The organism is Micromonospora saelicesensis (assembly GCF_900091575.1).
Taxonomy (GTDB): domain Bacteria; phylum Actinomycetota; class Actinomycetes; order Mycobacteriales; family Micromonosporaceae; genus Micromonospora; species Micromonospora saelicesensis.
This window is the reverse complement of record NZ_FMCR01000009.1, coordinates 166541-188067: the sequence shown is the minus strand read 5'-3', so window position 1 is coordinate 188067 and position 21527 is coordinate 166541. Positions and strand designations below refer to the sequence as shown.

Below are 21527 nucleotides of genomic sequence, written 5' to 3'. Positions count from 1 at the left end.
GCATTCACCGATCTTGCCCACTAGGCAAGTTTGCTCATTGAGAAGTCGCTCACCCGCACGTACCCTCGGTGCGATGGACGAGACGACCGGCCTGCGGGAGCGCAAGAAGGCAGCCACCCGCCTCGCCCTGCACGAGGCGGCCCTACGCCTCGCCGCCGACGGTGGCATCGACGCGCTGACGGTCGAGGCGATCGCCGACGCCGCCAACGTCTCCCGGCGGACCTTCTCCAACTACTTCTCGAACAAGGAGCAGGCTCTCTTCCACGGCGACACGATGCGCCTGCACCGGCTGTTGCAGCTGGTCCGGGAACAGCCGGTCGACGAGGCGCCGTGGACCGTCCTGAGCAGGGCAGCCGAGCGCCTCACCGAGGAGGTCTTCGGCGGTTCTGAGCCTTCCTGGCTGACCCAACGCCGGAAGTTGCGCGGGCATCCCGGTCTGGCCCCACACCAGGTGGCGGCGTACGCCGCGCTCGAGCGCGAGCTGGCCGCGGAACTCGCCCACCGGCTCACCGACGACGACGTGGCGCTGCGCTCCCGTCTCCTGGCCGCGACCTTCCTGGCCATCCTGCGGGTCGCCGTCCAGCACTGGATCGAGCACCCCGACGAGCCGATGGCCCGAACCGTCCGGACCGCACTCGCCGCGGCCGCTCCCACGGTGGCCCCCGGAGGCCACCGGGCCAGCACCGGCACCTGACGCCGCTCTCCAATCCCGCAGACGGGCTGAAGAGTCCTGGTGGCACGGTCCAGTGGGTGGTAGCCGACGGGCGCGGGCTTGACGGAGCGCAGACATCGGAGGTTTACTGCGTCAGCGATACACGTTGATGAGCTTGGATGGTCCACAGTGGCCGGCTGAGGTCGTCGGCGCTGCCATCGTCAACAGGTCGTCGCCGTTGCGCCAGCCGTCTCCTGGCGCTGTCGGCAGCGACGCGACGCTCCCCCCTCGGCGGGCGGGGAGCACCGGCACGGCACACCGCACTGCGCAGCGTCGCGCTTCCCCGCAGGACGATCCCCACCGGCACGGCACCACCCCGCACCATCTCAGCCGAGCATCGGCGGCCCGGCTCCGTACCACCGCCATCTCGGCCCGGCGAGCCCCCACAGCTCCGTGACGCGCGCCCGGGTCGACGCTCAGCAGAGGAGCAAGAGCATGCGTTCCCGTCCCCGTCTGTTAGCACTCGTCACCGGCCTGGCCGTCATGCTGGCCAGCCTGGTCGCCCTGCCGACGCCAGCCTCGGCGGCACCGCTGACCAAGGTCCTGGTGTTCAGCAAGACCGCCGGCTTCCGGCACTCGTCCATCCCCAACGGCATCGCCGCGATCCAGCAGCTCGGCTCGGCAAACGGCTTCACGGTGACCTCGACCGAGGACGCCGCCCAGTTCACCACCTCCAACCTGGCCCAGTACCAGGCGGTGGTCTTCATGTCGACCACCGGCGACGTCCTCAACGCCAGCCAGCAGAGCGCGTTCGAGTCGTACATCGCCGCCGGTGGTGGCTACGTGGGCGTGCACGCCGCGGCCGACACCGAGTACAGCTGGCCGTGGTACGGCTCGCTGGTCGGAGCGTGGTTCGACTCGCACCCGGCGATCCAGACGGCGACCGTGAAGATCGAGGACCAGACCAACCCGTCGACCGCCCACCTCGGCACCACCTGGGTCCGCTCCGACGAGTGGTACAACTACCGCACCAACCCGCGCTCCAGCGCGCGGGTGCTGGCCAGCCTCGACGAGTCGTCCTACAGCGGCGGCAACATGAGCGGCGACCACCCGATCACCTGGTGCAAGGCGTACGGCGGCGGGCGTGCCTGGTACACGGGCCTCGGACACACCGAGGCGTCGTACACCGACCCGAACTTCACCCGGATGCTGCTCGGTGGCCTCCAGGTCGCCGCGGGCTCCGTGACGGCCGACTGCTCGCCGCGCACCACGACCCCGCCGCCCACCGCCAGCGGCTCCACCCTGCGGGCCCGCGCCAACAACCAGTACGTGAGCGCGCCCAACGCCACCACCGCGCTGATCGCCAACCGCAGCTCCGTCGGCACCACCGAGCGGTTCGACCTGGTCAACCTCGCCAACGGCAACGTGGCGCTGCGCTCCAAGGGCAACGGGCAGTTCGTCGCGGCTGAGAACGCCGGGGCCGCCGCGCTGATCGCCAACCGGGCCACCGCCGGCGCCTGGGAGACGTTCCAGTTGGTCCGTAACTCCGACGGCACGGTGAGCCTGCGGGCCACGGTGAACAACCGCTACGTCGCCGCCGACAACGCGGGCGCGTCCCCGCTGATCGCCAACCGGACCTCCATCGGTCAGTGGGAGAAGTTCGACCTGGTCACCACCAACTGACCTGGTCCCCCGCTCGTTCTCCACCACCCCACCCGGTCGTGGTGCGCCCCCGCGCGCCCGTCCCCCGGTCGTCGAGAAAGGACGATCATGCTCTCGTACCCCCGGCGCTGGCCCCGGGCGCTCTTCGCGGCGGTCCTCACCGTCGCGAGCGCGGCCCTCGCTGTGGCTGCACCGTCCACCGCCCAGGCGGCGGTGATCCCCGCTTCCGACTATCAGCAGGTCAAGCTCGCCACCGGTTCGGGCGAGCTGGGTGAGGCGATGTCCCTGGCCGTCCTGCCCAACCGCTCGGTGCTGCACACCGCCCGCAACGGCGTCCTGCGGGTGACCGACGTGGCCGGCAACACCAAGGTCTCCGGCACCCTGTCGGTCTACACCCACGACGAGGAGGGGTTGCAGGGCGTCGCCGTCGACCCCAACTTCGCCAGCAACCGGTGGATCTACCTGTACTACTCCCCCACGCTGAGCACCCCGTCCGGGGACGCCCCGACCACCGGCTCGCAGTCTGACTGGGACCGGTGGAAGGGGCACCTGCGGCTGTCCCGGTTCACCCTCAACAGCGACGACACGCTCAACCTGGGCAGTGAGAAGATCGTCCTCCAGGTCGCCAACGACCGTGGGCAGTGCTGCCACGTCGGCGGTGACCTGGACTTCGACGCCGCCGGCAACCTGTACCTGACCACCGGCGACGACACCAACCCGTTCGAGTCGTCCGGCTACGCGCCACTCGACGAACGGACCAACCGCAACCCGCAGTTCGACGCCCAGCGCTCGGCGGGCAACACCAACGACCTGCGGGGCAAGGTGCTGCGGATCAAGCCGCAGGCCGACGGCACGTACACGATCCCGTCGGGCAACCTGTTCGCCCCCGGCACGTCGGGCACCCGCCCGGAGATCTACGCCATGGGCCTGCGCAACCCGTTCCGGATGAGCGTCGACAAGGCGACCGGCGTGGTCTACCTCGGTGACTACGGCCCCGACGCAGGCAGCACGAACTCCAGCCGGGGCCCCCAGGGTCAGGTCGAGTTCAACCGCATCGCGGCGCCCGGCAACTACGGCTGGCCGTACTGCACCGGCAGCAACACCAGCACGGAAACATACAATGAATACACCTTCCCGTCCGGGCCGTCGCAGTCCAAGTACAACTGCACGGGCGGGCCGACCAACAACTCGTTCCGCAACACCGGGCTCGGCACGCTGCCCGCGGCGAAGCCGGCCTGGATCAAGTACGCGGGCGACTCCGGTTCGCCGTCGGAGTTCGGCAGCGGCTCGGAGTCACCGATGGGTGGGCCGGTCTACCGGTACGACGCCTCGCTCAACTCCAGCATCAAGTTCCCGGCCTCACTGAACGGCCAGTTCTTCGCCGGCGAGTACGGCCGCCGCTGGATCAAGGCCATCGCGGTCAACTCCGACGGCTCGCGTGGGGAGATCTCCAACTTCCCGTGGACCGGCACCCAGGTCATGGACATGGCCTTCGGCCCGGATGGCGCGCTCTACGTGCTGGACTACGGCACCGGCTCGAACAACCAGGCGCTCTTCCGGATCGAGTACATCGGTGGTGGCAACCGCAGCCCGATCGCTGTCGCCTCGGCGAACCCCACGTCGGGGGCCAACCCGCTGACCGTCAACTTCTCGTCGGCTGGCAGCTCCGACCCCGAGGGCGGGGCGCTCAGCTACCTGTGGACCTTCGGCGACGGCACCACGTCGACGGCGGCCAACCCCACCAAGACGTACACCACCAACGGCTCGTACAGCCCCACCCTGAAGGTCACCGACCCGACCGGCCTGTCCGGCACGGCGAGCCTGATCGTCACCGTGGGCAACACCGCGCCGACGGTGTCACTCACCGCCCCCACCGACGGGCAACTGTTCAACTTCGGTGACACGGTGCCGTACCAGATCTCGGTGAGCGACCCGCAGGACGGCACGATCGACTGCTCCAAGGTGAGCCTGACCTACGCGCTGGGCCACGACAGCCACGCCCACCAGATCACCTCGAAGACCGGGTGCAGCGGCACGATCACCGTCCCGACCGACGGTGAGCACGACGCGGCGGCCAACATCTACGGGGTCTTCGACGCCGCGTACACCGACAACGGTGGGCTCACCACGCACAGCATCAAGACCCTGCAACCGAAACACCGCCAGGGTGAGCACTTCAGCGCCCAGTCCGGTGTCCAGGCCACCGACCACACCAACGCCGAGGGTGGCCGCACGGCCGGATTCATCGAGAACAACGACTGGATCTCCTACCAGCCGTACAACCTGTCCAACGCGAACCGGTTCACCGCACGGGTCTCCTCGGCCGGCGCCGGCGGCACCATCGAGGTCCGCGCCGGGTCGGCCACCGGCACCCTGCTGGGCACCGCCACGGTGCCGGTGACCGGTAGCTGGGAGACCTTCGTCGACGTCTCCACCGCCATCAGCAACCCGCCCGCCTCGACGACCACGCTGTACCTGGTCTTCAAGGGCGGCTCGGGCAACCTGTTCGACGTGGACGCGTTCACCTTCGCCACCGGCACCACCACCCCCAGCGGAGGGATCACGCTGCGGGCGCAGGTCAACAACCAGTACGTGTCGGCCGTCGGCACCAACCCGCTGATCGCCAACAAGGCCAGCGTCTCGACGACCGAGCAGTTCGACCGGGTGGACGCCGGCAACGGCAACATCGCCCTGCGGTCCCGCGCCAACGGGCTGTACGTCTGCGCCGACAACGCCGGCGCCAACCCGTTGATCGCGAACCGCACGACGATCGGGCCGTGGGAGACGTTCCAGATCATCAACAACTCCGACGGGACGGTCGGTCTGCGGGCTCTGGCGAACAACCAGATCGTGGCCGCCGAGAACGCCGGGGCCGGATCACTGATCGCCAACCGGACGTCGGTCGGGTCCTGGGAGAGGTTCGTCCTGACCACCGGCTGACGCGCACGTGGTAGGGCCCGGCCTGGGCGGTGACCAGGCCGGGCCCTACTGCGTGAAGTAGGCGGCGCTCTGCGGGTCCGCCGGGTAGTAGGACTCCACAGCGATCTCCTCGATGGTGATGTCCATCGGGGTGCCGAACGTGGTGATGGTCGAGAACAGCCGCAGCTCGCGTCCGCCGATCCGCAGGATCATCGGGAGCACCACGTCGGCGTCTACCCGTTGGTCCGGCGGGTCCTCGGGCAGCGGGTTCAGCAGTTCGTCGTAGAGCGCCGCGAGTTCCGCGTCGGGCGCGGCGGCGAGCTGGCGCGAGATCCGGCTGCGGAACACCGCCCGCACGTCCGCCAGGTTGACGACCAGGGGGGCGAGCCCGCGCGGGTGCAGGCCCAGCCGAACCAGGTTCACCGGTGGCCGCAACAGGTCGGGCGCCGCGTACGCGAAGAACGGGTCGACCGCGCGGTTGGTCAGCACGATGTTCCACCGGCGGTCGAAGACCAGCGCCGGATACGGCTCGTGCGCCTGGAGCACCCTGCGGACCGCGTCGAGGGCCCCCGACAGGGCGGCGTCGTCGAGCGGGCGCTGCGCGTACCGGGGCGCGAAGCCAGCGGCGAGCAACAGCTGGTTGCGATCACGCAGTGGCACGTGGAGTTGGTCGGCGAGCCGGAGGATCATCTCGGCGCTCGGCGTGGACTTGCCGGTCTCGACCAGGCTGACGTGCCGAGCCGAGACATCCGCGGCGATGGCCAGGTCGAGTTGGCTGAGCCCTCGGCGCTTGCGCCACTGCCGCAGGAGTTCCCCGACCGCATACATGATCATGAGCCTACTCATCGTCGCCCGGAACGCCATGAAGTGCGATGTCATCGACAAGCGCACGAGGCCGGGGAAACACTTGCGGCCATGACCACCGAGAACAAGAGCATCGTCGGGCGTGCGTTGGCGGGGCTGGTCGACACCGGCGACGTCGACACGCTCGCCTCGTACCTGAGTGAGGACTTCACCCATCACCGGTCGGATTCGACGACCTCGACCAGGGCGCAGTGGCTCGCCGCGGTCCGCGCCGCGCTGGGCCCGACCGCCGGCATGCGGGTCGACATCCTGCACCTGCTGGCCGACGGTGACCACGTCGTGGTGCACTCGCGACGCCGACTCCCCGACGGAGGGCCGGAGATCGTGGTCGTCGACGTCCTGCGGATCGCCGACGGATTGATCGCGGAGGGGTGGGAGGTCATCGAACCGGCAGGCCAGGCGGCCGCCAACGACGCGTGGTGGGACGCGCGTCCCTAGATCGGGAAGCGGCCGTGGCGCCAGTGCCAGTGACCGCCCGCCCGCAGGTGGTCGATGATCGCGCGCTGGAGCACCGTGCGGCGCGGCAGCTCGTCGAGCGGCGTGGTCAAGGTCCGGAACCCGAACCGCAGCACCTCGATGTCGGCGTCCGGCCCCGCCGACTCGTCGTAGGGCACCAGCTCGAACCGGCGCTGGAACCGCACGATGTTGGAGTCCTCGGGAAGGTACTCCCGCAGCTGAGGGTCGAGCAGCCACGAGGCGCAGGAGAACGCGGTGTAGCGCTCGTCGGGGAAATGCCGGGGGAAGAACGCGCGGGCCTCGTCGAGGGACGCCGCGACCGCCTCCGGGGTCAACGGCCCCGAATCGGGGACGTGCAGGCCGATGGCGCCATCGCCACGCTGGTGCTGGAGCCGGCCCAGTTCGTAGACGCTGCCGCGCGAGTGCAGCGTCAGCCAGCTCTGCATGACCGGCCAGCCCTCGCCGCGCATCCGTCGGTCGATGGCGAGGTTGCGGCCCAGGTCAGCCAGGGTCACCCAGGTCACGGCATCGGGGACGCCGTGGTCGCGGTGGTACCCGCGCACCACGTCGACCAGGGCCAGGTACGCGTACACGTAGAGATGGCGCCAGGCAGGCCCGCGCTCTCGCGGCAGCTCCGGGCCGGGCGACAGCCAGTCGTAGCCTGCTAGGTCGGCGCGGACCAGGGCGATCGAGCGGTCGAGCAGCCAGCGCAGCTCCGGGGTCCACAGCGGAGAGTCGGGGTCGGGCCAGCCCGCCATGATCTCGGCGGCGTCGTCCGGCCGCACGGCGAGCCGGTCGAGGAGCGCGGGTGCGTCGGCCTTGGCTGGCAACGGAGCTGACGGCCGGTCACCGGCGAGCCGGTGCACGCGGTCGACCTCCTCGACGGGCACCCCGAGTCGGGCCGCGATGTCGTCCAGATCCACGCCGACGACCCTACCGGCCGGCGGGCTTCTCAGGAGTCCGCCGGCACCCCGGCGTCGAGCTGCCCGATCATCGGCGCGAGAAGGTCATTGAGCTCCCGGGCCAGCACCGCCACGGCGCGGCGCGCCGCCGCGGCGACCTCGTCGTCCGGACCGTCGGGCGTCGGCGGCAGGTCGTCGAGCGGGACCGGCGCCTCCACCTGAAGCAACGCGCGCAGATGCGGGCGGCGCGTCTGGTCCTCCTCGGTGGGTGTGGTGAACTGGCCGAACAGCTGCGGCCAGTCCTGCCAACCACGGTCGCGCTGCCACTGCTTGGTCCAGGTCAGCTCGGCCGGCCAGCGGGAGGCCACCGTCACCGCGCAGACCAGGCTGCCGTCCCACGGGCTGCGCGCGCAGGTCGCCGAGATGATCCGCCGGTGCCAGCGCACGAAGCCCGGCGACAGCTCGGTGGCCAGCCGCCAGGCGGTCACCGCGAACGCCACGGGCGCGAAGTCACCCCAGGTGTCGGCGAACTCGTCGATCCGTCGAAACACCTCGGCCTCGTACCGGCCGCGCCCGTCGGTGCCGTGCTCACGGTCGAACTGCTCGTCCAGCCAGAAGGCGCGCGGTTCCGGCATCCTCAACCCCGTTTCACAGCGATGGTGTTGCGTACCTCGAACCTATGCGAATGTCGGGGTCGCGGACGCCATCCTCGCCCGTTGTCAACCTGTGCTGCGCCGAGGTCGCGGCAACCCGCTCAGCCCGCTCAGCCGACGAAGACGCAGAAGGGATGCCCGGCCAGGTCGGCGTACACGCGCAGAGGCTCGTCCGGGTCGTCGATGCGGTCGTACAACAGCCGGCCGCCGAGGCGCAGCACGCGCTCATGCTGGACCAGCAACTCCTCGACGGACTCCACGGTCAGGTCCAGGTGCAGCTGCTGGGGCACGGTGTTCGCCGGCCACGTCGCCTCCGGCAGATGCTCCACCTGCTGAAACGCTAGCTGGGGTCCGCCGCCGGGCGACCGAAGCACCAGCCAGTCACGCCCGCGTTCGTCGGCCTCGCCGGCCGCCGGCGGTTCGTCACCGGGACGGTAGACGAGGCCCAGTAGCTGTCGATAGAACTCCGCCAGCGCCCTCGCATCGGTGCAGTCGAGCACCACCGAACACAGCTTGGGCACGCTCTCCTGGTCGACCATGGTTGATCACCTCCGGGTGCCATTCTGGTCGAACCGCACCGTTGCCGCAGCGGCAACGGCTTGACAAAGGCCCGACTCCAGAGTGGACGATGCACCGTGCGAATTCTTGTGGTGGGTGGCAGTGGCCTGATCGGCGCTCACGTCGTGGACGTGCTCCGGGAGCGTGGCCATGCCGCGACCACTGTGGCGCGTACCGCCCAACCGGGCGTCGACCATCTGCTCGACGTCGGGTCCGCCTCGATCGAGGAGCTGCGGCCGTTGCTCGCCGGTCACGACGGCGTCGTGTACGCCACCCGCACCGAGGAACAACGGCCGCTGCCCAAGCCGATCTATCCCGAGTTCCGCCGCGACAACGTCGACCCGGTGGTACGCCTGTTCACCGCCGCCCGCCTCGAAGGCCTCACCCGGGGCGTCGTGATGGGCTCCTACTACACCTACTTCGACCGGCTCCACCCGCAGTGGCGCCTCGCCGAACGGCACACGTACATCCGGTGCCGCCTGGAGCAGGCCCGGGAGGGGCGGGCGGCCGCCGGCGAGGGCCTGCCGGTCGCCGTACTCGAACTGCCCTTCGTCTTCGGCCGGGCCGGCGACCGACTGCCCAACTGGGCCGGTCCGCTGGACCGGTGGGCCCGCTCGCGTACCCCGCTGGTCGCCCCGACCGGCGGCAGCGCCGCGGCCTCCGCCCGCAGCGTGGCCGAGGTCGCGGTCGATGCCCTGGAGCAGGCCAGCGGCGCGGACATCCCGGTCGTCGACGAGAACCTCACCTGGCACGACATGATCGCGCGCATCGCCGACGCGGTCGGTCGGCGCCGCCGGGTCGCGCGGATGCCGGCCGGCGCCGCAAAGGCCGCGCTGCGCCTGGGCGGCGCGCTACAGTCCCTCGGGCGCAAGGAGTCGGGTGTCAACCCCACCTACCTCGCCGACCTCCTGCTCACGAACCTGTTCATCGAACCGACGAGCGGCCGCCCGCTGGACCCGGCCCTACGCGAAACCTTCCCCAGCGGCGCCCCCTGAACGCCCTTGGCGTCGATCGTCAGGTTGTGGGGTCTGCCGATCAGCGATCTCGACGAACTCGTGCACCAGAGGTGACCGGTTGTCCTCGGCCCAGGCCAGGCACACCTGGTTGTGGCCGACGTCAGTGACGGGTACGTGGCTGACGTCGGGTCTCGTGTAGAACATCGCCGTCGACAGCGGCAGGATCACCATCCCGGCGTGCGCGGCGACATGCTCCAGTTTCTCCTCCACGGAGTTCAGTTCGGGCCGAGGGCGGGGGTCGGGCTCCGCCGGGCGGTTCGGTAGGTCCCGCCACTCCGGCACCGCGTCCGGGTCCTGCAAGAGCCGTTCCTCGACCAACTCGGCGAGGTCGATCGACTCCTTGCCGGCCAGGCGGTGATCGGTGGGCAGGACGACGACGCGGGGTTCGGTGAACAGGGGGCGCAGGCGCAGGCCACGCTGGTCCATCGGGAGCCGCACGTAGCTGACGTCCGCGCGCCCCTCGCGGACGATCTCGGCCTGGTCGTCCCAGGAAGTACGGACCACGTTGACGGCCAGGTCGGGGTGCCGCTGGCCGATGGCACGGGCCTCGGCGGTCACGAGAACGCCGGGCATGAACGCGATGGTGAACGTCGGCCTGCCGTGGGCGGCCCGTTGCACCCGCCGTCGCAGGGCCTCGGCCGAGGCGAGCAGCGGACGGGCGTCGGTCAGCAACTGCCGGCCGGCGTCGGTGAGCACGGTGGAGCGGCGGTCCCGGACGAAGAGCTCGGCGCGCAGTTCGTGCTCGAAAGCCCGGATCTGACGCGACAGGACCGGCTGGGCGATGTGCAGCCGCGCGGCCGCCCGGCCGAAGTGCAACTCCTCCGCGACCGCCACGAAGTAGCGGAGCTTGCGCAGATCGACGTCCACCCTGCCCCCATCCGGTTTCCGCTCCGGCGGTTTCACGATACCCGCCAGGTATGACCGGGGTGATGCTCAATGGGCATCACAGGAGGTGAAAGAGGTCTTGGACGCGGGCCTTCTCGACGGAGCACGGTGGTAACCGTTCCCCCCACTCGATCCGGAAGGACACGATCATGACCCTCATCGACCAGCGCGTCGTCGTACTCGGCGGAACCTCGGGGATCGGCCTCGCCACCGCCGCCCGCGCCGCCCGCGAGGGCGCCCAGGTCGTGGTCGCCTCCAGCAATCAGCGCAGCGTGGACCGCGCCCTGACGACCCTGCCGACCACCACCCAGGGGTACGTCGCCAACCTCACCAACCCCGACGCCGTGTCCCGTCTGTTCCACGATCTCGGGTCGTTTGACCACCTCGTCTACACCGCCGGCGAACCCCTCGCGCTGATGTCCGTCGACGCCCTCGACCTCGCCGCCGCCCGCACCGCCTTCGACCTGCGCTACTTCAGCTCCCTGTCGGCGGTCAACGCGGCATTGCCGTACCTGCGCCCCGGTGGGTCGATCACCCTCACCACCGGCACCGCCAACCACCGGCCCAGCGCCGGCTGGTCCGTCGCGGCCAGCATCACCGGGGCGATCGACGCGCTGGTCCGCGCGCTCGCCGTCGAACTCGCCCCGATCCGGGTCAACGCCGTCTCCGCCGGCGTGATCCGCTCACCGCTCTGGGACGCACTGCCGACCGAAACCCGAGAGCAGATGTACGCGCAGCTCAGCGAGTCGCTTCCGCTCGGACGGGTGGGCGAGCCCGAGGAGGTCGCCGAGGCGTTCGTCTACCTCCTGCGGGCGACCTACGCCACCGGCACGGTGGTGACCGTGGACGGCGGCACCCTGATCTCCTGAACCCGTCTGCTCCTGCGCGCTGCGCGCCGGGTTTGCGCACTCCAAGATCCGCGCTACTTCAGGGATGCGGTGGTCTCCGCCGCCCGCGAGGCCCCATATCCCTGAAGTTGCGGGTGGACCGTACTGCGGCGGCCGTCAGCGGAGCTGTTCAGCCAGGCCGACGATGATGCCCTCGGGGCCGCGGACGTAGCAGAGCCGGTAGACGTCCTCGTACCGCTCCACCTCCCCGACGAGCTCGGCGCCAAGGCCGCGCAGCCGGGTGATCACGTCCTCGATGTCGTCGACGGCGAACATGATGCGCCGAATGCCCAGCGTGTTAGCCGGCGCGTTCTTCGGTTCCGCGCTGATCGCCGTCGGTCGGTGGAACATCGCCAGCTCGACCTTGCCCTGGCCGTCCGGGGTCCGCAGCATCGCGACCTCCTGCCGGACGTCGTCGATCCCGATCACACGCTCCACCCACCGCCCCTCGACCGGCCCTCGCCCCTCCAGCTCCATGCCGAGTTCGACGAAGAACGCGATGACCGTGTCAAGGTCCTCGACAACGATGAGGACGTTGTCCATCCGCTGGATCGCCATGCTGGATCTCCCTGCTCTGGTGCGGTCACAGTGACCGCATCCTCCCCGAGGACGGAGCCACTCGGCCGTTCTCGACGTCCAACGCGGGCTGCCTTTTCGCGTGGCGGGCCGCTGACCGTCGACGAGCGTCTGCACATCCGCGGGTACGGTCACCGCTGCGCGGGCGTTGGTCGTCGCTGGTCGCTGTTAGCTAGCCTTCGACGGCCCGGCGATGGTCAGCGACGTGCAGGGGGGCCGGATGTTCGAGGTAACGGGACCCGTCATGACTGATGCTGGCATGCAGGTGCTCTGGAACCCGAAGGGCTTCGCCTCGGTCGTCGACGACGACTCATGGGAAGGCTCGTTGCTCAAGGACGATGACATCCTCCAGCACGTCCTGGCCGGCGTGCTCGTGCCGATCAACCTCGGGGACTCCGCGTTCCAGTTCGTGGTCCGTGTCGGCGACTCCCAGCAGGCTGCGGACCTGACAACGCGCGAGCGGGCGCGCCTCGTCGTCGCATCGGAGCCCTACCTCATCACCTCAGCCGGGTCGCTCTACCTGAGCGGACTGGAGGACGTGTCAGCAATCCCGGACGATAAAGCCCTACACGTGGCGGCGCCCGCCGGCCGTTACGCGGTGACCGTCAACCTCATCGACTGGGAGAGCGAAGCGGACTCGCGGGCACTGACTGGGGATCCCTCACCATGCGCGTTGCCGGACTTCGTCCTTCTGTTGACCGAGCCCACGTGGCCGGAACCGGCCTTTCGGCACAGCTTGCAGACGCTTCCTCCACCGCCGTAGCTTCGGCCACACGGCGGCTGGAAGGCTGAGCAGGTGGGGTTGAAGAACGAGTCGGCGGCAGGGCTCGCCAAGGCGCGCCTGGCTGAGTGGCGAGGCGTCAACTACGGCGGCTGGCGCGCGATGCTCGATGACAAGGACGTACGCCACGCCATCGGCGATGACGGCAAGCGGTATCGCCTGGTCAGCTACGCCCTTGATGACGGCGATGGGCGCATCCGCATGTCGGTCGCCGTGGATGGCGGTACCTGGTCGGCCTTCGTACCGCTGGTGCGAGACGAGATCATGAATGCGGACGGCACGTTCGTCGAGTGACTGCGCTGCGACCGTCATTGAGCTGGCCGCTCGACGGCCAGTCGCGCACGGTGCGACAGAGGAAGGTCAGCTATCTGGTGTTCCAAGCACCAAAGTGAGCCCTTCCTCAGCCGCCAGCACCGCGCCGCCGAACTCCACCTGCGCGGCGGCCACTGCGGCTGCCCGGTCGTTGCCGGGCCAGAAGTGGGTGAGCATCAGGCGGCGGGCACCCGCCCGGCGAGCCCACAGACCGGCCTCGGTGGACGTCATCAGGTTACGGCTGGAACGGCTCGCCTCGCCCTCGTAGTCCGTCGCCTCGACGATGAACAGGTCGGCGCCACGGCCCAGCTCGGCCAATGCGGCAGTCGGCCCCGTGTCCCCGGAGTAGGCCACGACGATTCCGTCGGCCTGAATCCGGATGCCGGCGTTGGGCACGAAGTGCGGCAGCGACAGCCCGGTGAGGTCGAACGGCCCGACCCGGTAGCTGCCGGGCAGTGGGTGCAGATCGAATACCGAGTGCAGGTCGACATCGGGCTCCAACCCACTGAGCCGATCGAGCACGCCGGGCGGGCAGAACAACGGTAGCCGTGGTCCCCCGGGCTGTCCGTAGAACCGCATCCTGAACAGACCGTACAGGTCGATGCAGTGATCCGGGTGCTCATGGGTGATGACGACGGCGTCCACGGCACCATCAGGCCAGTGCCTGAGCATCCGCGGCAGCGTGGCGTAGCCCAGGTCAAGCACCAAGCGGTAGCCGTCCCAGTCCACGGCGAAGCCGCTACAGGCACGGCCTGGCTCGGGAAAGGCACCAGAACTGCCAAGCACTGTGACCTGTCGCATCCGCACAGCGTGCCAGAGTCGCCAAGTCTCGATTCAGCATGATGGCTCGCGTCGATCGAGATCCGGACGCACGGACGGCCGGCAGCGCCGGGTTGCGGCAGAATGCGTGCATGCCCAGCGGACCCACCATGGATGACCTGTACCCCGAGGTGGTAGCCGCAGGCCGCCTTGCCACCTCCCTCGACGCCGTCGCCGCTGATCATGGTCTCTCACTCGGATCGGCTCGAACGTCGGAGTGGTCCTCGCCCCTGACGTGGGCGAGTGTCCCGAGTGGATCTTCGGTTCGTGACGATCTCACGGTTAGTGCGAGCACCGATGAGCGCCGCTTCAGAATCGAAGGATGGGGGCAGGGAATCCAGTTGATCGCTGGCACCACCGACGACCTGGTCGAGGTCGTCCGAGCGGCGCACAACTGGCGTTCCGGCATGCCATTGCACGGCATCAGGCGCTCGGTGCCATTTGTCATGCTGACTCGTCGAGGCGAAGTCGTCGAGCTAGGCCCGGCGCGAGTGGTAGCGGCGGAATGGCAGTGGCTAAGACAGAGGGCCGATGAGACCGATCGGCCGAGCCACCGGGCGCTGATCGAGGCAGCCTACGACGAGCCGAGGCTACGGCAGCTGTACCCGTACATGAGTCACTCCGTCCTGAACTTCTCCACCACCACGGGCTATCCGTTCTCACCCAGCCCGGTCAGCCTCGGTGCGCTTGGTTCGCACTCGAACTTCCGGGTCTGGGGACGTAGTGGGGTACTCGGCGAGACCGCCACCGCCGCAGAGGCCGTGGCGTTGGCGGTCTCGCACTTTCCGGCAGACCTCGGCCCGGCTGTCGCTGGCAGGTACGAGGCGTAGCCCCGCACGGCCCTGCGACCTCGCCGTTGTCTGCCAACCAGAGTGACGGTCGATCGACGCTCCCCGGGTGTGTGAACGGACAGGCGTCACTTGGCGTTGTATTGATCTCGTTGACGGACGCAGTCGTATGAACCGAACGAGACGCCCTGTGACCTGGCTGGGACAGGGCCATCGATGGTCAGCGGCGGTCACCGCCACCCCGAAATTCCGCGTAGCTCACGGCCGCTGTCATGCTCGAATGATCAGCTGGCACCCGGGTGGGGAACCAGGCTGCCAGGTGGATCACCGTCGGTGGCGCAACAAGGCCTGCCGCGTGGCTCTTATCCAATGACCGCCAGAAAATCCGAGTAGAACAGGCCCAGGCCGACCGCCACGCACACGCCGGCCACGATCCAAAACCGGACCACAATATTGACCTCGCTCCATCCAGCCAGCTCGAAGTGGTGGTGCAACGGCACCATCCGGAAGACGCGTCTACCGGTGGTCCGGAACGAGACGATCTGGATCACCCAGGTCGTCGTGATGATGACGAAGAGCCCGCCGATCATGATCGAAAGCAGCGTGGTGCGGGTTACCACCGCGAGCCCGCCGATCAGGCCGCCGAGTCCGAGCGCGCCCACGTCACCCATGAAGATCCGCGCCGGGGACGTGTTCCACCACAGGAAGCCCACGCAGGCGGCGGCCGCCGCCGCCGCGATTATGGCGATCTCCAGGGGATCCCGGACCTGGTAGCAGTAGTCGTTCACGCGGCCGTACGCGTCGTCGGCGCACCAGTGCCGGTACTGCCAGAAGCCGATCAGCGCGTACGCGCCGAGCACCAGGATCGACGCGCCGGTGGCCAGGCCGTCGAGGCCGTCGGTGAGGTTCACGCCGTTCGACATCGCCGTAATCACGAAGACGATGACCATGACCGCGCCGACCTTGCCGACGTCGAGCCAGCTGATGTCGCGGATGAGCGAGATGTGCTCGCTGGCCACGGTCTGGCCGTTGGTGCTCGGCACGTAGAGCGCGGCGATGCCGAAGCCTGCGCTGACAATCGCCTGGCCGAGCAGCTTGCCTTTGGCGGACAGTCCGTCGGAGTTGCGCTGGCGCACCTTGAGGAAGTCGTCGAAGAAGCCAACCGCGCCGCAGAAGACGAACAGGCCGAGCAGCACCAGGGCCGTCATTGTCGGGCCCTCCTGCGCGATCTGCCGCTCAGGCAGGGTGGTCAGGGCGATGTGCCCGGCGACGTAGGCGAAGACGGTCGCCACGATGAAGACGACGCCGCCCATCGTGGGCGTGCCCTTCTTGCCCTGGTTGCTGGCGAGCCCGATGGATCGGATCGGCTGGCCTGCCTTGAGCGCGGTGAAGACGCGAATCGCCACCGGCGTGCCGAGCAGGGAGATGATGAACGCGACCGCGGCCGCGACGATGACCGCCCTCACGGGCGAACCTCCACGCGATCCGGACTTCTCACGGCGTCCCCACCGAGCTTCCAGATCAGCGCCTGACGTCTCGACCTGAGCTGGCGGTGCAGATAGTCCTTAGCGAAGTCATGGATCATGAGGCATGAGCTTGCCATCCGACGGCGAGCGGAGCAGCCCGGGACCTCACAGCGCCGTGGTCCGTAAACTCGCCGACGCGCATCCGACGACGATCTTGCAGGCCAAGCCCACTTGACCCTCGTGCTCAATCTCCGGACAGCCTCAGTGCTCGGCCACGACCTGCTCGACCTCAACGAGCTCTACGGGCTCAGTCAGCCACCCATGACGGCGTGACGGAAAGAGGAGCGTCCACTTCGCCGGCAGCCGGCTGTCGGGTCTCGGGACCTGCGTGACAGGTCGCAGGACGTGGGGGACGTGTTTGGCTAGACGATCCGCAGCGCCGATGAAATTGCCAGCAGGTCAGCGGGTGGGTGGCCGACCGGCCCCTCAGGGTTGCGGCGACTGTACCGGCCATCACAGACCAGGGCACCATCGGCTTGCTGACGCCAGTGCGGCCACCTCTGTGGCTCCTGCAGCAACCATTCAACCAACTCGCCGGCCCGGGGCCCTGCACCGCAACCCGTCAATGCAACCGTCACCATCGCCATCGCTTCCGAGGGCAGATCCGCATCGCCCAACGCGGGCAGCAACAGCAGCAGCCGAGCGTGTGGCTTCACCACGCCGTACGGCGCGCCCGACCAGTTCGCAACGGCGACCAGCTCGGGCCAGCTCAGCCCCGGACGGAACTCGTGCCCTCCCACGTTCGCCAGGTCCAGTGTGGACGTCCCACCGGACCGGCACAGGACGAACTCCGTACCCATGTCCCCAGTCAGGTTCCGGTAGACCACGTCGATCTCGTGCCGATCGGGCAGGCCGAGCCGAAACACTGGCCACCCGTCCGGATCCGTTAGGCGACGGAAGTAACCAAGACAATCATCCTCGCCGACCTCAAAGGCCGCGGTGACCAGTGAGGGATCGTGCGACGCCATGGTGTCGATCAGGTAGGTCGGCCAGAACAGCGAGTCAGTCAGGAACCGGCCGCCGTCGACTAGCGGGTCGTTCTCGTACCCAGTAATCAGCACGTTCGCATACTGCCGTCCCGGCGAAGATCAGGCGATCCCGCACCATGCTCGAAGGCTGCACCAGCGCTGCACGTACGTCACGTAGCTCCTGAGATCGATCTGTCGCGCACGTCGTGCGACCAGACCACCGCTGACGGCCTGCCGCTCAGTCGCTCGAAGTTCAACCCCGGAGTCTGGAAGCCCGCGATCCCGGGCTACCGGCATCCCCGACGACCACCACAACGGCATGCACGTCCTGCGGCACACCTACGCTTCGGTCCTCCTGGACGCCGGGGAGAGCATCAAGGCCCTGTCGACCTACCTCGGCCACGCCGACCCCGGTTCACCCTGCGGACCTACACGCATCTCCTACCGGCCAGGGAGGACCGAACGCGCCGCGCCATCGACACCGCGTTCGGTGAGGACCAGGCCGCCAATGACGGACCAGAAGCCATTGACGACCTGGAGACGGCATGATCATGGATCAGCGGCCTTCCGGACGGCATCAGGTGCAGGTCAGGGCACCTGCGCCTGTCACTTGGCGTTGAAGTAGTTGGCCTCCGGGTGGTGGACCACGATCGCGTCGGTGGCCTGCTCCGGCATCAGCTGGAACTCCTCGGACAGCTCGACCCCGATCCGGTCCGCGCCCAGCAGATCCATGATCTTCGCCCGGTCCTCCAGGTCGGGACAGGCCGGGTAGCCGAACGCGTACCGGCAGCCCCGGTAGTCGTTGTGCAGGATGCCGGCCAGGTCCGCCGGGTCGTCGTGCCCCAGCGGACGACCGTCGGGCAGGGTCATCTCGGCGCGGATGCGCTGGTGCCAGTATTCGGCGAGGGCCTCGGTGAGCTGCACGGAGAGCCCGTGCACCTCCAGGTAGTCGCGGTATTCGTTGCGGGCGAACAGCTTCGCCGCGTACTCGCTGACCGGCTGGCCGACGGTGACCAGTTGCAACGCGACCACATCGAGCTGGTCGCCCTGGGGCCTGAAGAAGTCCGCCAGGCAGAGCCGCCGCTCCTGCCTCTGGCGGGGGAAGGAGAACCGGGCGCGCTCCGCGTGCCCGTTCTCGTCGAGCACCACCAGGTCATTGCCTTCGGAGTACGCCGGGAAGTAGCCGTACACCACGGCTGCCTCAAGGACCTGGTCGGCGATGAGCCGGTCCAGCCAGTACCGCAGGCGCGGCCGGCCCTCGGTCTCGACCAGCTCCTCGTAGGAGGGTCCGCTGCCACCCCGGACGCCGCGCAGCCCCCACTGCCCGGAGAAGGTGGCCCGCTCGTCGAGCAGCGCCGCGTAGTCGGCCATCGGCACGCCCTTGACGACCCGGGTGCCGAAGAACGGCGGGGTGGGCACCGCCACGTCGGCGGACACGTCGGAGCGGACCGACGAGTCGTGCAGCTCCGGCAGCGACGTGGTGACCATCGAGCGCTGCCGTTCCCGGCGCGCCCGCCGGGCCGCGAGAGCCGCCTCCCGCTCCGGGTCGATCACCGGGGCGCCGCCGCGCTTGGCGGTCATCAACCGGTCCATCAGGGACAGACCCTCGAACGCGTCCCGTGCGTAGTGCACCTGCCCGGGGAACGTCGACCGCAGGTCGTCCTCGACGTACGCGCGGGTCAGCGCCGCCCCACCCAGCAGGACGGGCCAACGCTCCGCGACCCCGCGGGTGGCCATCTCGGCCAGGTTCTCCTTCATGATGACGGTGCTCTTCACCAGCAGCCCGGACATGCCGATCGCGTCGGCACGGTGCTGCTCGGCGGCGTCCAGGATGGCGCTGATCGGCTGCTTGATGCCGATGTTCACCACCTCGTAGCCGTTGTTGGAGAGGATGATGTCGACCAGGTTCTTCCCGATGTCGTGCACGTCGCCGCGAACGGTGGCCAGCACGATGCGGCCCTTGCCGCCGTCCTCCGCGGTCTCCATGTGTGGTTCCAGGTAGGCCACCGCGGTCTTCATCACCTCGGCGGACTGGAGCACGAACGGCAGCTGCATCTGGCCGGAGCCGAACAGCTCACCGACCACCTTCATGCCGTCCAGCAGGATGTCGTTGATGATCGACAGTGGGGACCGGCCGCCGGCCATCGCCTCGTCCAGGTCGGCCTCCAGGCCGTTGCGCTCACCGTCGATGATCCGCCGCTTGAGCCGCTCGTCCAGCGGCAGCGCCGCCAACTCCTGGGCTCGGCTGGCCCGGGCGCTGGTCACGTCGACGCCCTCGAAGAGCTCCAGGAAACGCTGCACCGGGTCGTACCCCTCGCGACGCCGGTCGTACACCAGGTCCAGGGCGACCTCGCGCTGCTCGTCGGGGATCTTCGACATCGGCAGGATCTTGCTGGCGTGCACGATCGCCGAGGTCAGGCCGGCCTGCACACACTCGTGCAGGAACACCGAGTTGAGCACCTGCCGGGCCGCCGGGTTGAGCCCGAACGAGATGTTCGAGATGCCCAGGGTGAAGTTGACCCCCGGGTAGCGGCGGGAGATCTCCCGGATCGCCTCGATCGTCTCGATGCCGTCGCGGCGGGTCTCCTCCTGGCCGGTGGCGATCGGGAAGGTCAGCGCGTCGATCAGGATGTCGGAACGGTCCATGCCCCACCGGTCGGTCAGGTCGTCGATCAACCGCGCCGCGACCCGGACCTTCCATTCCTGGGTGCGGGCCTGGCCCTCCTCGTCGATGAGCAGCGCCACCACCGCCGCGCCGTGCTCACGGACGATCGGCATCACCCGCGCGTACCGGGATTCGGGGCCGTCGCCGTCCTCGAAGTTCACCGAGTTGACCACGCAGCGACCGCCGAGCATCTCCAAGCCGGCCTCCACCACGTTCGGCTCGGTGGAGTCCAACATGATCGGCAGGGTGGACGCGGTGGCGAACCGGCCGGCCAGCTCCCGCATGTCCTGCGTGCCGTCGCGACCGACGTAGTCCACGCACAGGTCGAGCAGGTGCGAGCCGTCGCGCGCCTGACTGCGGGCAATCTCCACACAGGCCCGCCAGTCGCCGGCGAGCATCGCGTCCCGGAACGCCTTCGAGCCGTTGGCGTTGGTCCGCTCCCCCACCATCAGCACCGACGCGTCCTGGGCGAACGGCACCGGGTGGTAGACCGAGGAGACGCCCGCCTCGTGCCGGGGCTCGCGGGCCGGGGCGGTGACGCCGTGCAGCCGCTCGGCCAGCACCCGGATGTGCTCCGGGGTGGTGCCGCAGCAGCCGCCGACGAGCCCCACGCCGTACTCGGTGATGAACCGCTCCAGGGCCTCGGCCAGCTCCACCGGAGTCAGCGGGAAGTACGCCCCGTCGGCGGTCAGCACCGGCAGGCCGGCGTTCGGCATCACCGACAGCGGGATGCGGGAGTGCTGCGACAGGTAGCGCAGGTGCTCGCTCATCTCGGCCGGGCCGGTCGAGCAGTTGAGCCCGATCAGGTCCACGCCGAGCGGCTCGATCGCGGCGAGGGCCGCCCCGATCTCGCTGCCGACCAGCATGGTGCCGGTGGTCTCCACCGCCACGTGACAGATGATCGGCACCGACTGGCCCAGCTCGGCCATCGCCCGCTTCGACCCGACCACTGCCGCCTTGACCTGGAGCAGGTCCTGGCAGGTCTCGATGATCAGCGCGTCCGCGCCGCCGACGATCAGACCCGCAGCGTTCTCCTGGTAGGCGTCGCGCAGGGTCGAGTAGGCGGCGTGCCCGAGGGTGGGCAACTTGGTGCCCGGCCCGATCGAGCCGAGCACGAACCGGGGCCGCTCCGGGGTGCTGGCCGCATCGGCGGCCTCCCGGGCTATCCGGGCGCCCGCCTCGGACAACTCGCGGATGCGGTGCGGGATGTCGTACTCGGCGAGGTTGGCGAGGTTGGCCCCGAAGGTGTTGGTCTCGACGCAGTCGGCACCGACGGCCAGGTAGGCGTCGTGCACCCCGCGCACCACGTCAGGGCGGGTGACGTTGAGGATCTCGTTGCACCCCTCCAGCCCGTCGAAGTCGTCGAGCGTGAGGTCCGCGGCCTGAAGCATCGTGCCCATCGCGCCGTCGGCGATGAGAATGCGATCAGCCAGCACATCCATCAATGAAGTCCGCACCCGTTCAGGTTAGTGCGATTCGGCCGGACTCCACGACCATCCTCGAGCGATCCCCTATTGTGTCACGGGGATCACCCTGTCTGGTTCGTTCGGGTATGACCTGCTGCCGGAGCGGCCGACCGGCGCGGCCGACGGGCCGCACCCTCGCCCTGCACGTAGGCTGACGGACGTGAAGGACAAC

19 protein-coding genes are annotated in these 21527 nt (G+C 69.2%); 9 read left to right on the top strand and 10 right to left on the bottom strand.

Annotated elements, in window-relative coordinates:
• Window positions 1-73 precede the first annotated feature (73 nt).
• The 3 genes from GA0070561_RS30795 to GA0070561_RS30785 all read left to right on the top strand — a co-directional run bounded on the left by GA0070561_RS30795 (window position 74) and on the right by GA0070561_RS30785 (window position 5254).
• Window positions 74-694, top strand: a complete 621-nt coding sequence (locus GA0070561_RS30795; RefSeq protein WP_091408554.1) for a TetR/AcrR family transcriptional regulator — start codon at window positions 74-76, stop codon at window positions 692-694.
• A gap of 453 nt (window positions 695-1147) precedes the next feature.
• Window positions 1148-2335, top strand: a complete 1188-nt coding sequence (locus tag GA0070561_RS30790) for a ThuA domain-containing protein (protein WP_091408549.1) — start codon at window positions 1148-1150, stop codon at window positions 2333-2335.
• Window positions 2336-2422: 87 nt separating this feature from the next.
• Complete coding sequence (locus GA0070561_RS30785) at window positions 2423-5254, top strand: PQQ-dependent sugar dehydrogenase (RefSeq protein WP_091408547.1); 2832 nt, start codon at window positions 2423-2425, stop codon at window positions 5252-5254.
• A 45-nt stretch (window positions 5255-5299) separates the two neighbouring features.
• Here GA0070561_RS30785 and GA0070561_RS30780 read toward each other — a convergent pair whose 3' ends face one another.
• A complete protein-coding gene (locus GA0070561_RS30780) occupies window positions 5300-6061 on the bottom strand; it encodes a helix-turn-helix domain-containing protein (RefSeq protein WP_091408871.1) in 762 nt (253 codons plus the stop codon).
• An 87-nt stretch (window positions 6062-6148) separates the two neighbouring features.
• On the opposite strand from GA0070561_RS30780, the gene GA0070561_RS30775 reads away from it, so the two are divergent.
• A complete protein-coding gene (locus GA0070561_RS30775) occupies window positions 6149-6535 on the top strand; it encodes a nuclear transport factor 2 family protein (RefSeq protein ID WP_091408544.1) in 387 nt (128 codons plus the stop codon).
• On the opposite strand, the gene GA0070561_RS30770 is transcribed toward GA0070561_RS30775, so the two are convergent.
• The 3 genes from GA0070561_RS30770 to GA0070561_RS30760 all read right to left on the bottom strand — a co-directional run bounded on the left by GA0070561_RS30770 (window position 6532) and on the right by GA0070561_RS30760 (window position 8647).
• Window positions 6532-7476, bottom strand: a complete 945-nt coding sequence (locus GA0070561_RS30770; protein WP_091408539.1) for an acyltransferase domain-containing protein — start codon at window positions 7474-7476, stop codon at window positions 6532-6534. The genes GA0070561_RS30775 and GA0070561_RS30770 overlap by 4 nt on opposite strands.
• Window positions 7477-7505: 29 nt before the next feature.
• The gene (locus tag GA0070561_RS30765) at window positions 7506-8090 is read right to left on the bottom strand and encodes a hypothetical protein (RefSeq protein ID WP_244166504.1); all 585 of its coding nucleotides are present in this window, start codon (window positions 8088-8090) and stop codon (window positions 7506-7508) included.
• A 128-nt stretch (window positions 8091-8218) separates the two neighbouring features.
• Window positions 8219-8647 carry a VOC family protein gene (locus GA0070561_RS30760; RefSeq protein WP_091408533.1) on the bottom strand — a complete coding sequence of 143 codons (429 nt, stop codon included), beginning with the start codon at window positions 8645-8647 and terminating at the stop codon, window positions 8219-8221.
• A 96-nt stretch (window positions 8648-8743) separates the two neighbouring features.
• Between GA0070561_RS30760 and GA0070561_RS30755 the strand changes: the two genes are divergently transcribed.
• Complete coding sequence (locus GA0070561_RS30755; RefSeq protein ID WP_091408530.1) at window positions 8744-9661, top strand: NAD-dependent epimerase/dehydratase family protein; 918 nt, start codon at window positions 8744-8746, stop codon at window positions 9659-9661.
• Here the strand turns inward: GA0070561_RS30755 and GA0070561_RS30750 are convergent.
• Entirely contained in the window at window positions 9629-10549 is a 921-nt protein-coding gene (locus GA0070561_RS30750; RefSeq protein WP_091408526.1) for a LysR family transcriptional regulator, read from the bottom strand. The two genes, GA0070561_RS30755 and GA0070561_RS30750, sit on opposite strands and share 33 nt — an antisense overlap.
• 167 nt (window positions 10550-10716) lie before the next feature.
• On the opposite strand from GA0070561_RS30750, the gene GA0070561_RS30745 reads away from it, so the two are divergent.
• On the top strand, window positions 10717-11436 hold the full coding sequence (locus tag GA0070561_RS30745) for an SDR family oxidoreductase (protein ID WP_091408523.1): 720 nt from the start codon (window positions 10717-10719) through the stop codon (window positions 11434-11436).
• Between the two features lie 135 nt (window positions 11437-11571).
• Here the strand turns inward: GA0070561_RS30745 and GA0070561_RS30740 are convergent, their stop codons facing one another.
• The gene (locus GA0070561_RS30740; RefSeq protein ID WP_091408519.1) at window positions 11572-12012 is read right to left on the bottom strand and encodes a VOC family protein; all 441 of its coding nucleotides are present in this window, start codon (window positions 12010-12012) and stop codon (window positions 11572-11574) included.
• Window positions 12013-12223: 211 nt separating this feature from the next.
• On the opposite strand from GA0070561_RS30740, the gene GA0070561_RS30735 reads away from it, so the two are divergent.
• Both GA0070561_RS30735 and GA0070561_RS30730 read left to right on the top strand, forming a co-directional pair.
• Entirely contained in the window at window positions 12224-12793 is a 570-nt protein-coding gene (locus GA0070561_RS30735; protein WP_091408516.1) for a hypothetical protein, read from the top strand.
• Window positions 12794-12826: 33 nt separating this feature from the next.
• Window positions 12827-13105, top strand: coding sequence for a hypothetical protein (locus tag GA0070561_RS30730; RefSeq protein ID WP_091408512.1), 279 nt, complete (start codon window positions 12827-12829; stop codon window positions 13103-13105).
• A gap of 66 nt (window positions 13106-13171) precedes the next feature.
• Here the strand turns inward: GA0070561_RS30730 and GA0070561_RS30725 are convergent, their stop codons facing one another.
• Complete coding sequence (locus GA0070561_RS30725; protein WP_091408508.1) at window positions 13172-13924, bottom strand: MBL fold metallo-hydrolase; 753 nt, start codon at window positions 13922-13924, stop codon at window positions 13172-13174.
• Window positions 13925-13962: 38 nt separating this feature from the next.
• Between GA0070561_RS30725 and GA0070561_RS34655 the strand changes: the two genes are divergently transcribed.
• On the top strand, window positions 13963-14772 hold the full coding sequence (locus tag GA0070561_RS34655) for a DUF6193 family natural product biosynthesis protein (protein WP_341844888.1): 810 nt from the start codon (window positions 13963-13965) through the stop codon (window positions 14770-14772).
• A gap of 320 nt (window positions 14773-15092) precedes the next feature.
• Here the strand turns inward: GA0070561_RS34655 and mraY are convergent, their stop codons facing one another.
• From mraY to metH, 3 genes are all read right to left on the bottom strand, one after another.
• The gene (mraY, locus tag GA0070561_RS30715) at window positions 15093-16196 is read right to left on the bottom strand and encodes a phospho-N-acetylmuramoyl-pentapeptide-transferase (RefSeq protein WP_091408502.1); all 1104 of its coding nucleotides are present in this window, start codon (window positions 16194-16196) and stop codon (window positions 15093-15095) included.
• A gap of 422 nt (window positions 16197-16618) precedes the next feature.
• Entirely contained in the window at window positions 16619-17317 is a 699-nt protein-coding gene (locus GA0070561_RS30710; RefSeq protein WP_091408498.1) for a hypothetical protein, read from the bottom strand.
• A 513-nt stretch (window positions 17318-17830) separates the two neighbouring features.
• Window positions 17831-21331, bottom strand: a complete 3501-nt coding sequence (metH, locus tag GA0070561_RS30700; protein ID WP_425255920.1) for a methionine synthase — start codon at window positions 21329-21331, stop codon at window positions 17831-17833.
• Between the last annotated feature and the right edge of the window lie 196 nt (window positions 21332-21527).

Coding starts and splice junctions, on each gene's coding strand:
- GA0070561_RS30760 (WP_091408533.1), bottom strand. CDS start 8,647: ATGGTCGACCAGGAGAGCGTGCCCAAGCTGTGTTCGGTGGTGCTCGAC.
- GA0070561_RS30790 (WP_091408549.1), top strand. CDS start 1,148: ATGCGTTCCCGTCCCCGTCTGTTAGCACTCGTCACCGGCCTGGCCGTC.
- GA0070561_RS30780 (WP_091408871.1), bottom strand. CDS start 6,061: ATGTATGCGGTCGGGGAACTCCTGCGGCAGTGGCGCAAGCGCCGAGGG.
- metH (WP_425255920.1), bottom strand. CDS start 21,331: ATGGATGTGCTGGCTGATCGCATTCTCATCGCCGACGGCGCGATGGGC.
- GA0070561_RS30725 (WP_091408508.1), bottom strand. CDS start 13,924: ATGCGACAGGTCACAGTGCTTGGCAGTTCTGGTGCCTTTCCCGAGCCA.
- GA0070561_RS30775 (WP_091408544.1), top strand. CDS start 6,149: ATGACCACCGAGAACAAGAGCATCGTCGGGCGTGCGTTGGCGGGGCTG.
- GA0070561_RS30795 (WP_091408554.1), top strand. CDS start 74: ATGGACGAGACGACCGGCCTGCGGGAGCGCAAGAAGGCAGCCACCCGC.
- GA0070561_RS34655 (WP_341844888.1), top strand. CDS start 13,963: ATGATGGCTCGCGTCGATCGAGATCCGGACGCACGGACGGCCGGCAGC.
- GA0070561_RS30735 (WP_091408516.1), top strand. CDS start 12,224: ATGGTCAGCGACGTGCAGGGGGGCCGGATGTTCGAGGTAACGGGACCC.
- GA0070561_RS30765 (WP_244166504.1), bottom strand. CDS start 8,090: ATGCCGGAACCGCGCGCCTTCTGGCTGGACGAGCAGTTCGACCGTGAG.
- GA0070561_RS30740 (WP_091408519.1), bottom strand. CDS start 12,012: ATGGCGATCCAGCGGATGGACAACGTCCTCATCGTTGTCGAGGACCTT.
- GA0070561_RS30785 (WP_091408547.1), top strand. CDS start 2,423: ATGCTCTCGTACCCCCGGCGCTGGCCCCGGGCGCTCTTCGCGGCGGTC.
- GA0070561_RS30745 (WP_091408523.1), top strand. CDS start 10,717: ATGACCCTCATCGACCAGCGCGTCGTCGTACTCGGCGGAACCTCGGGG.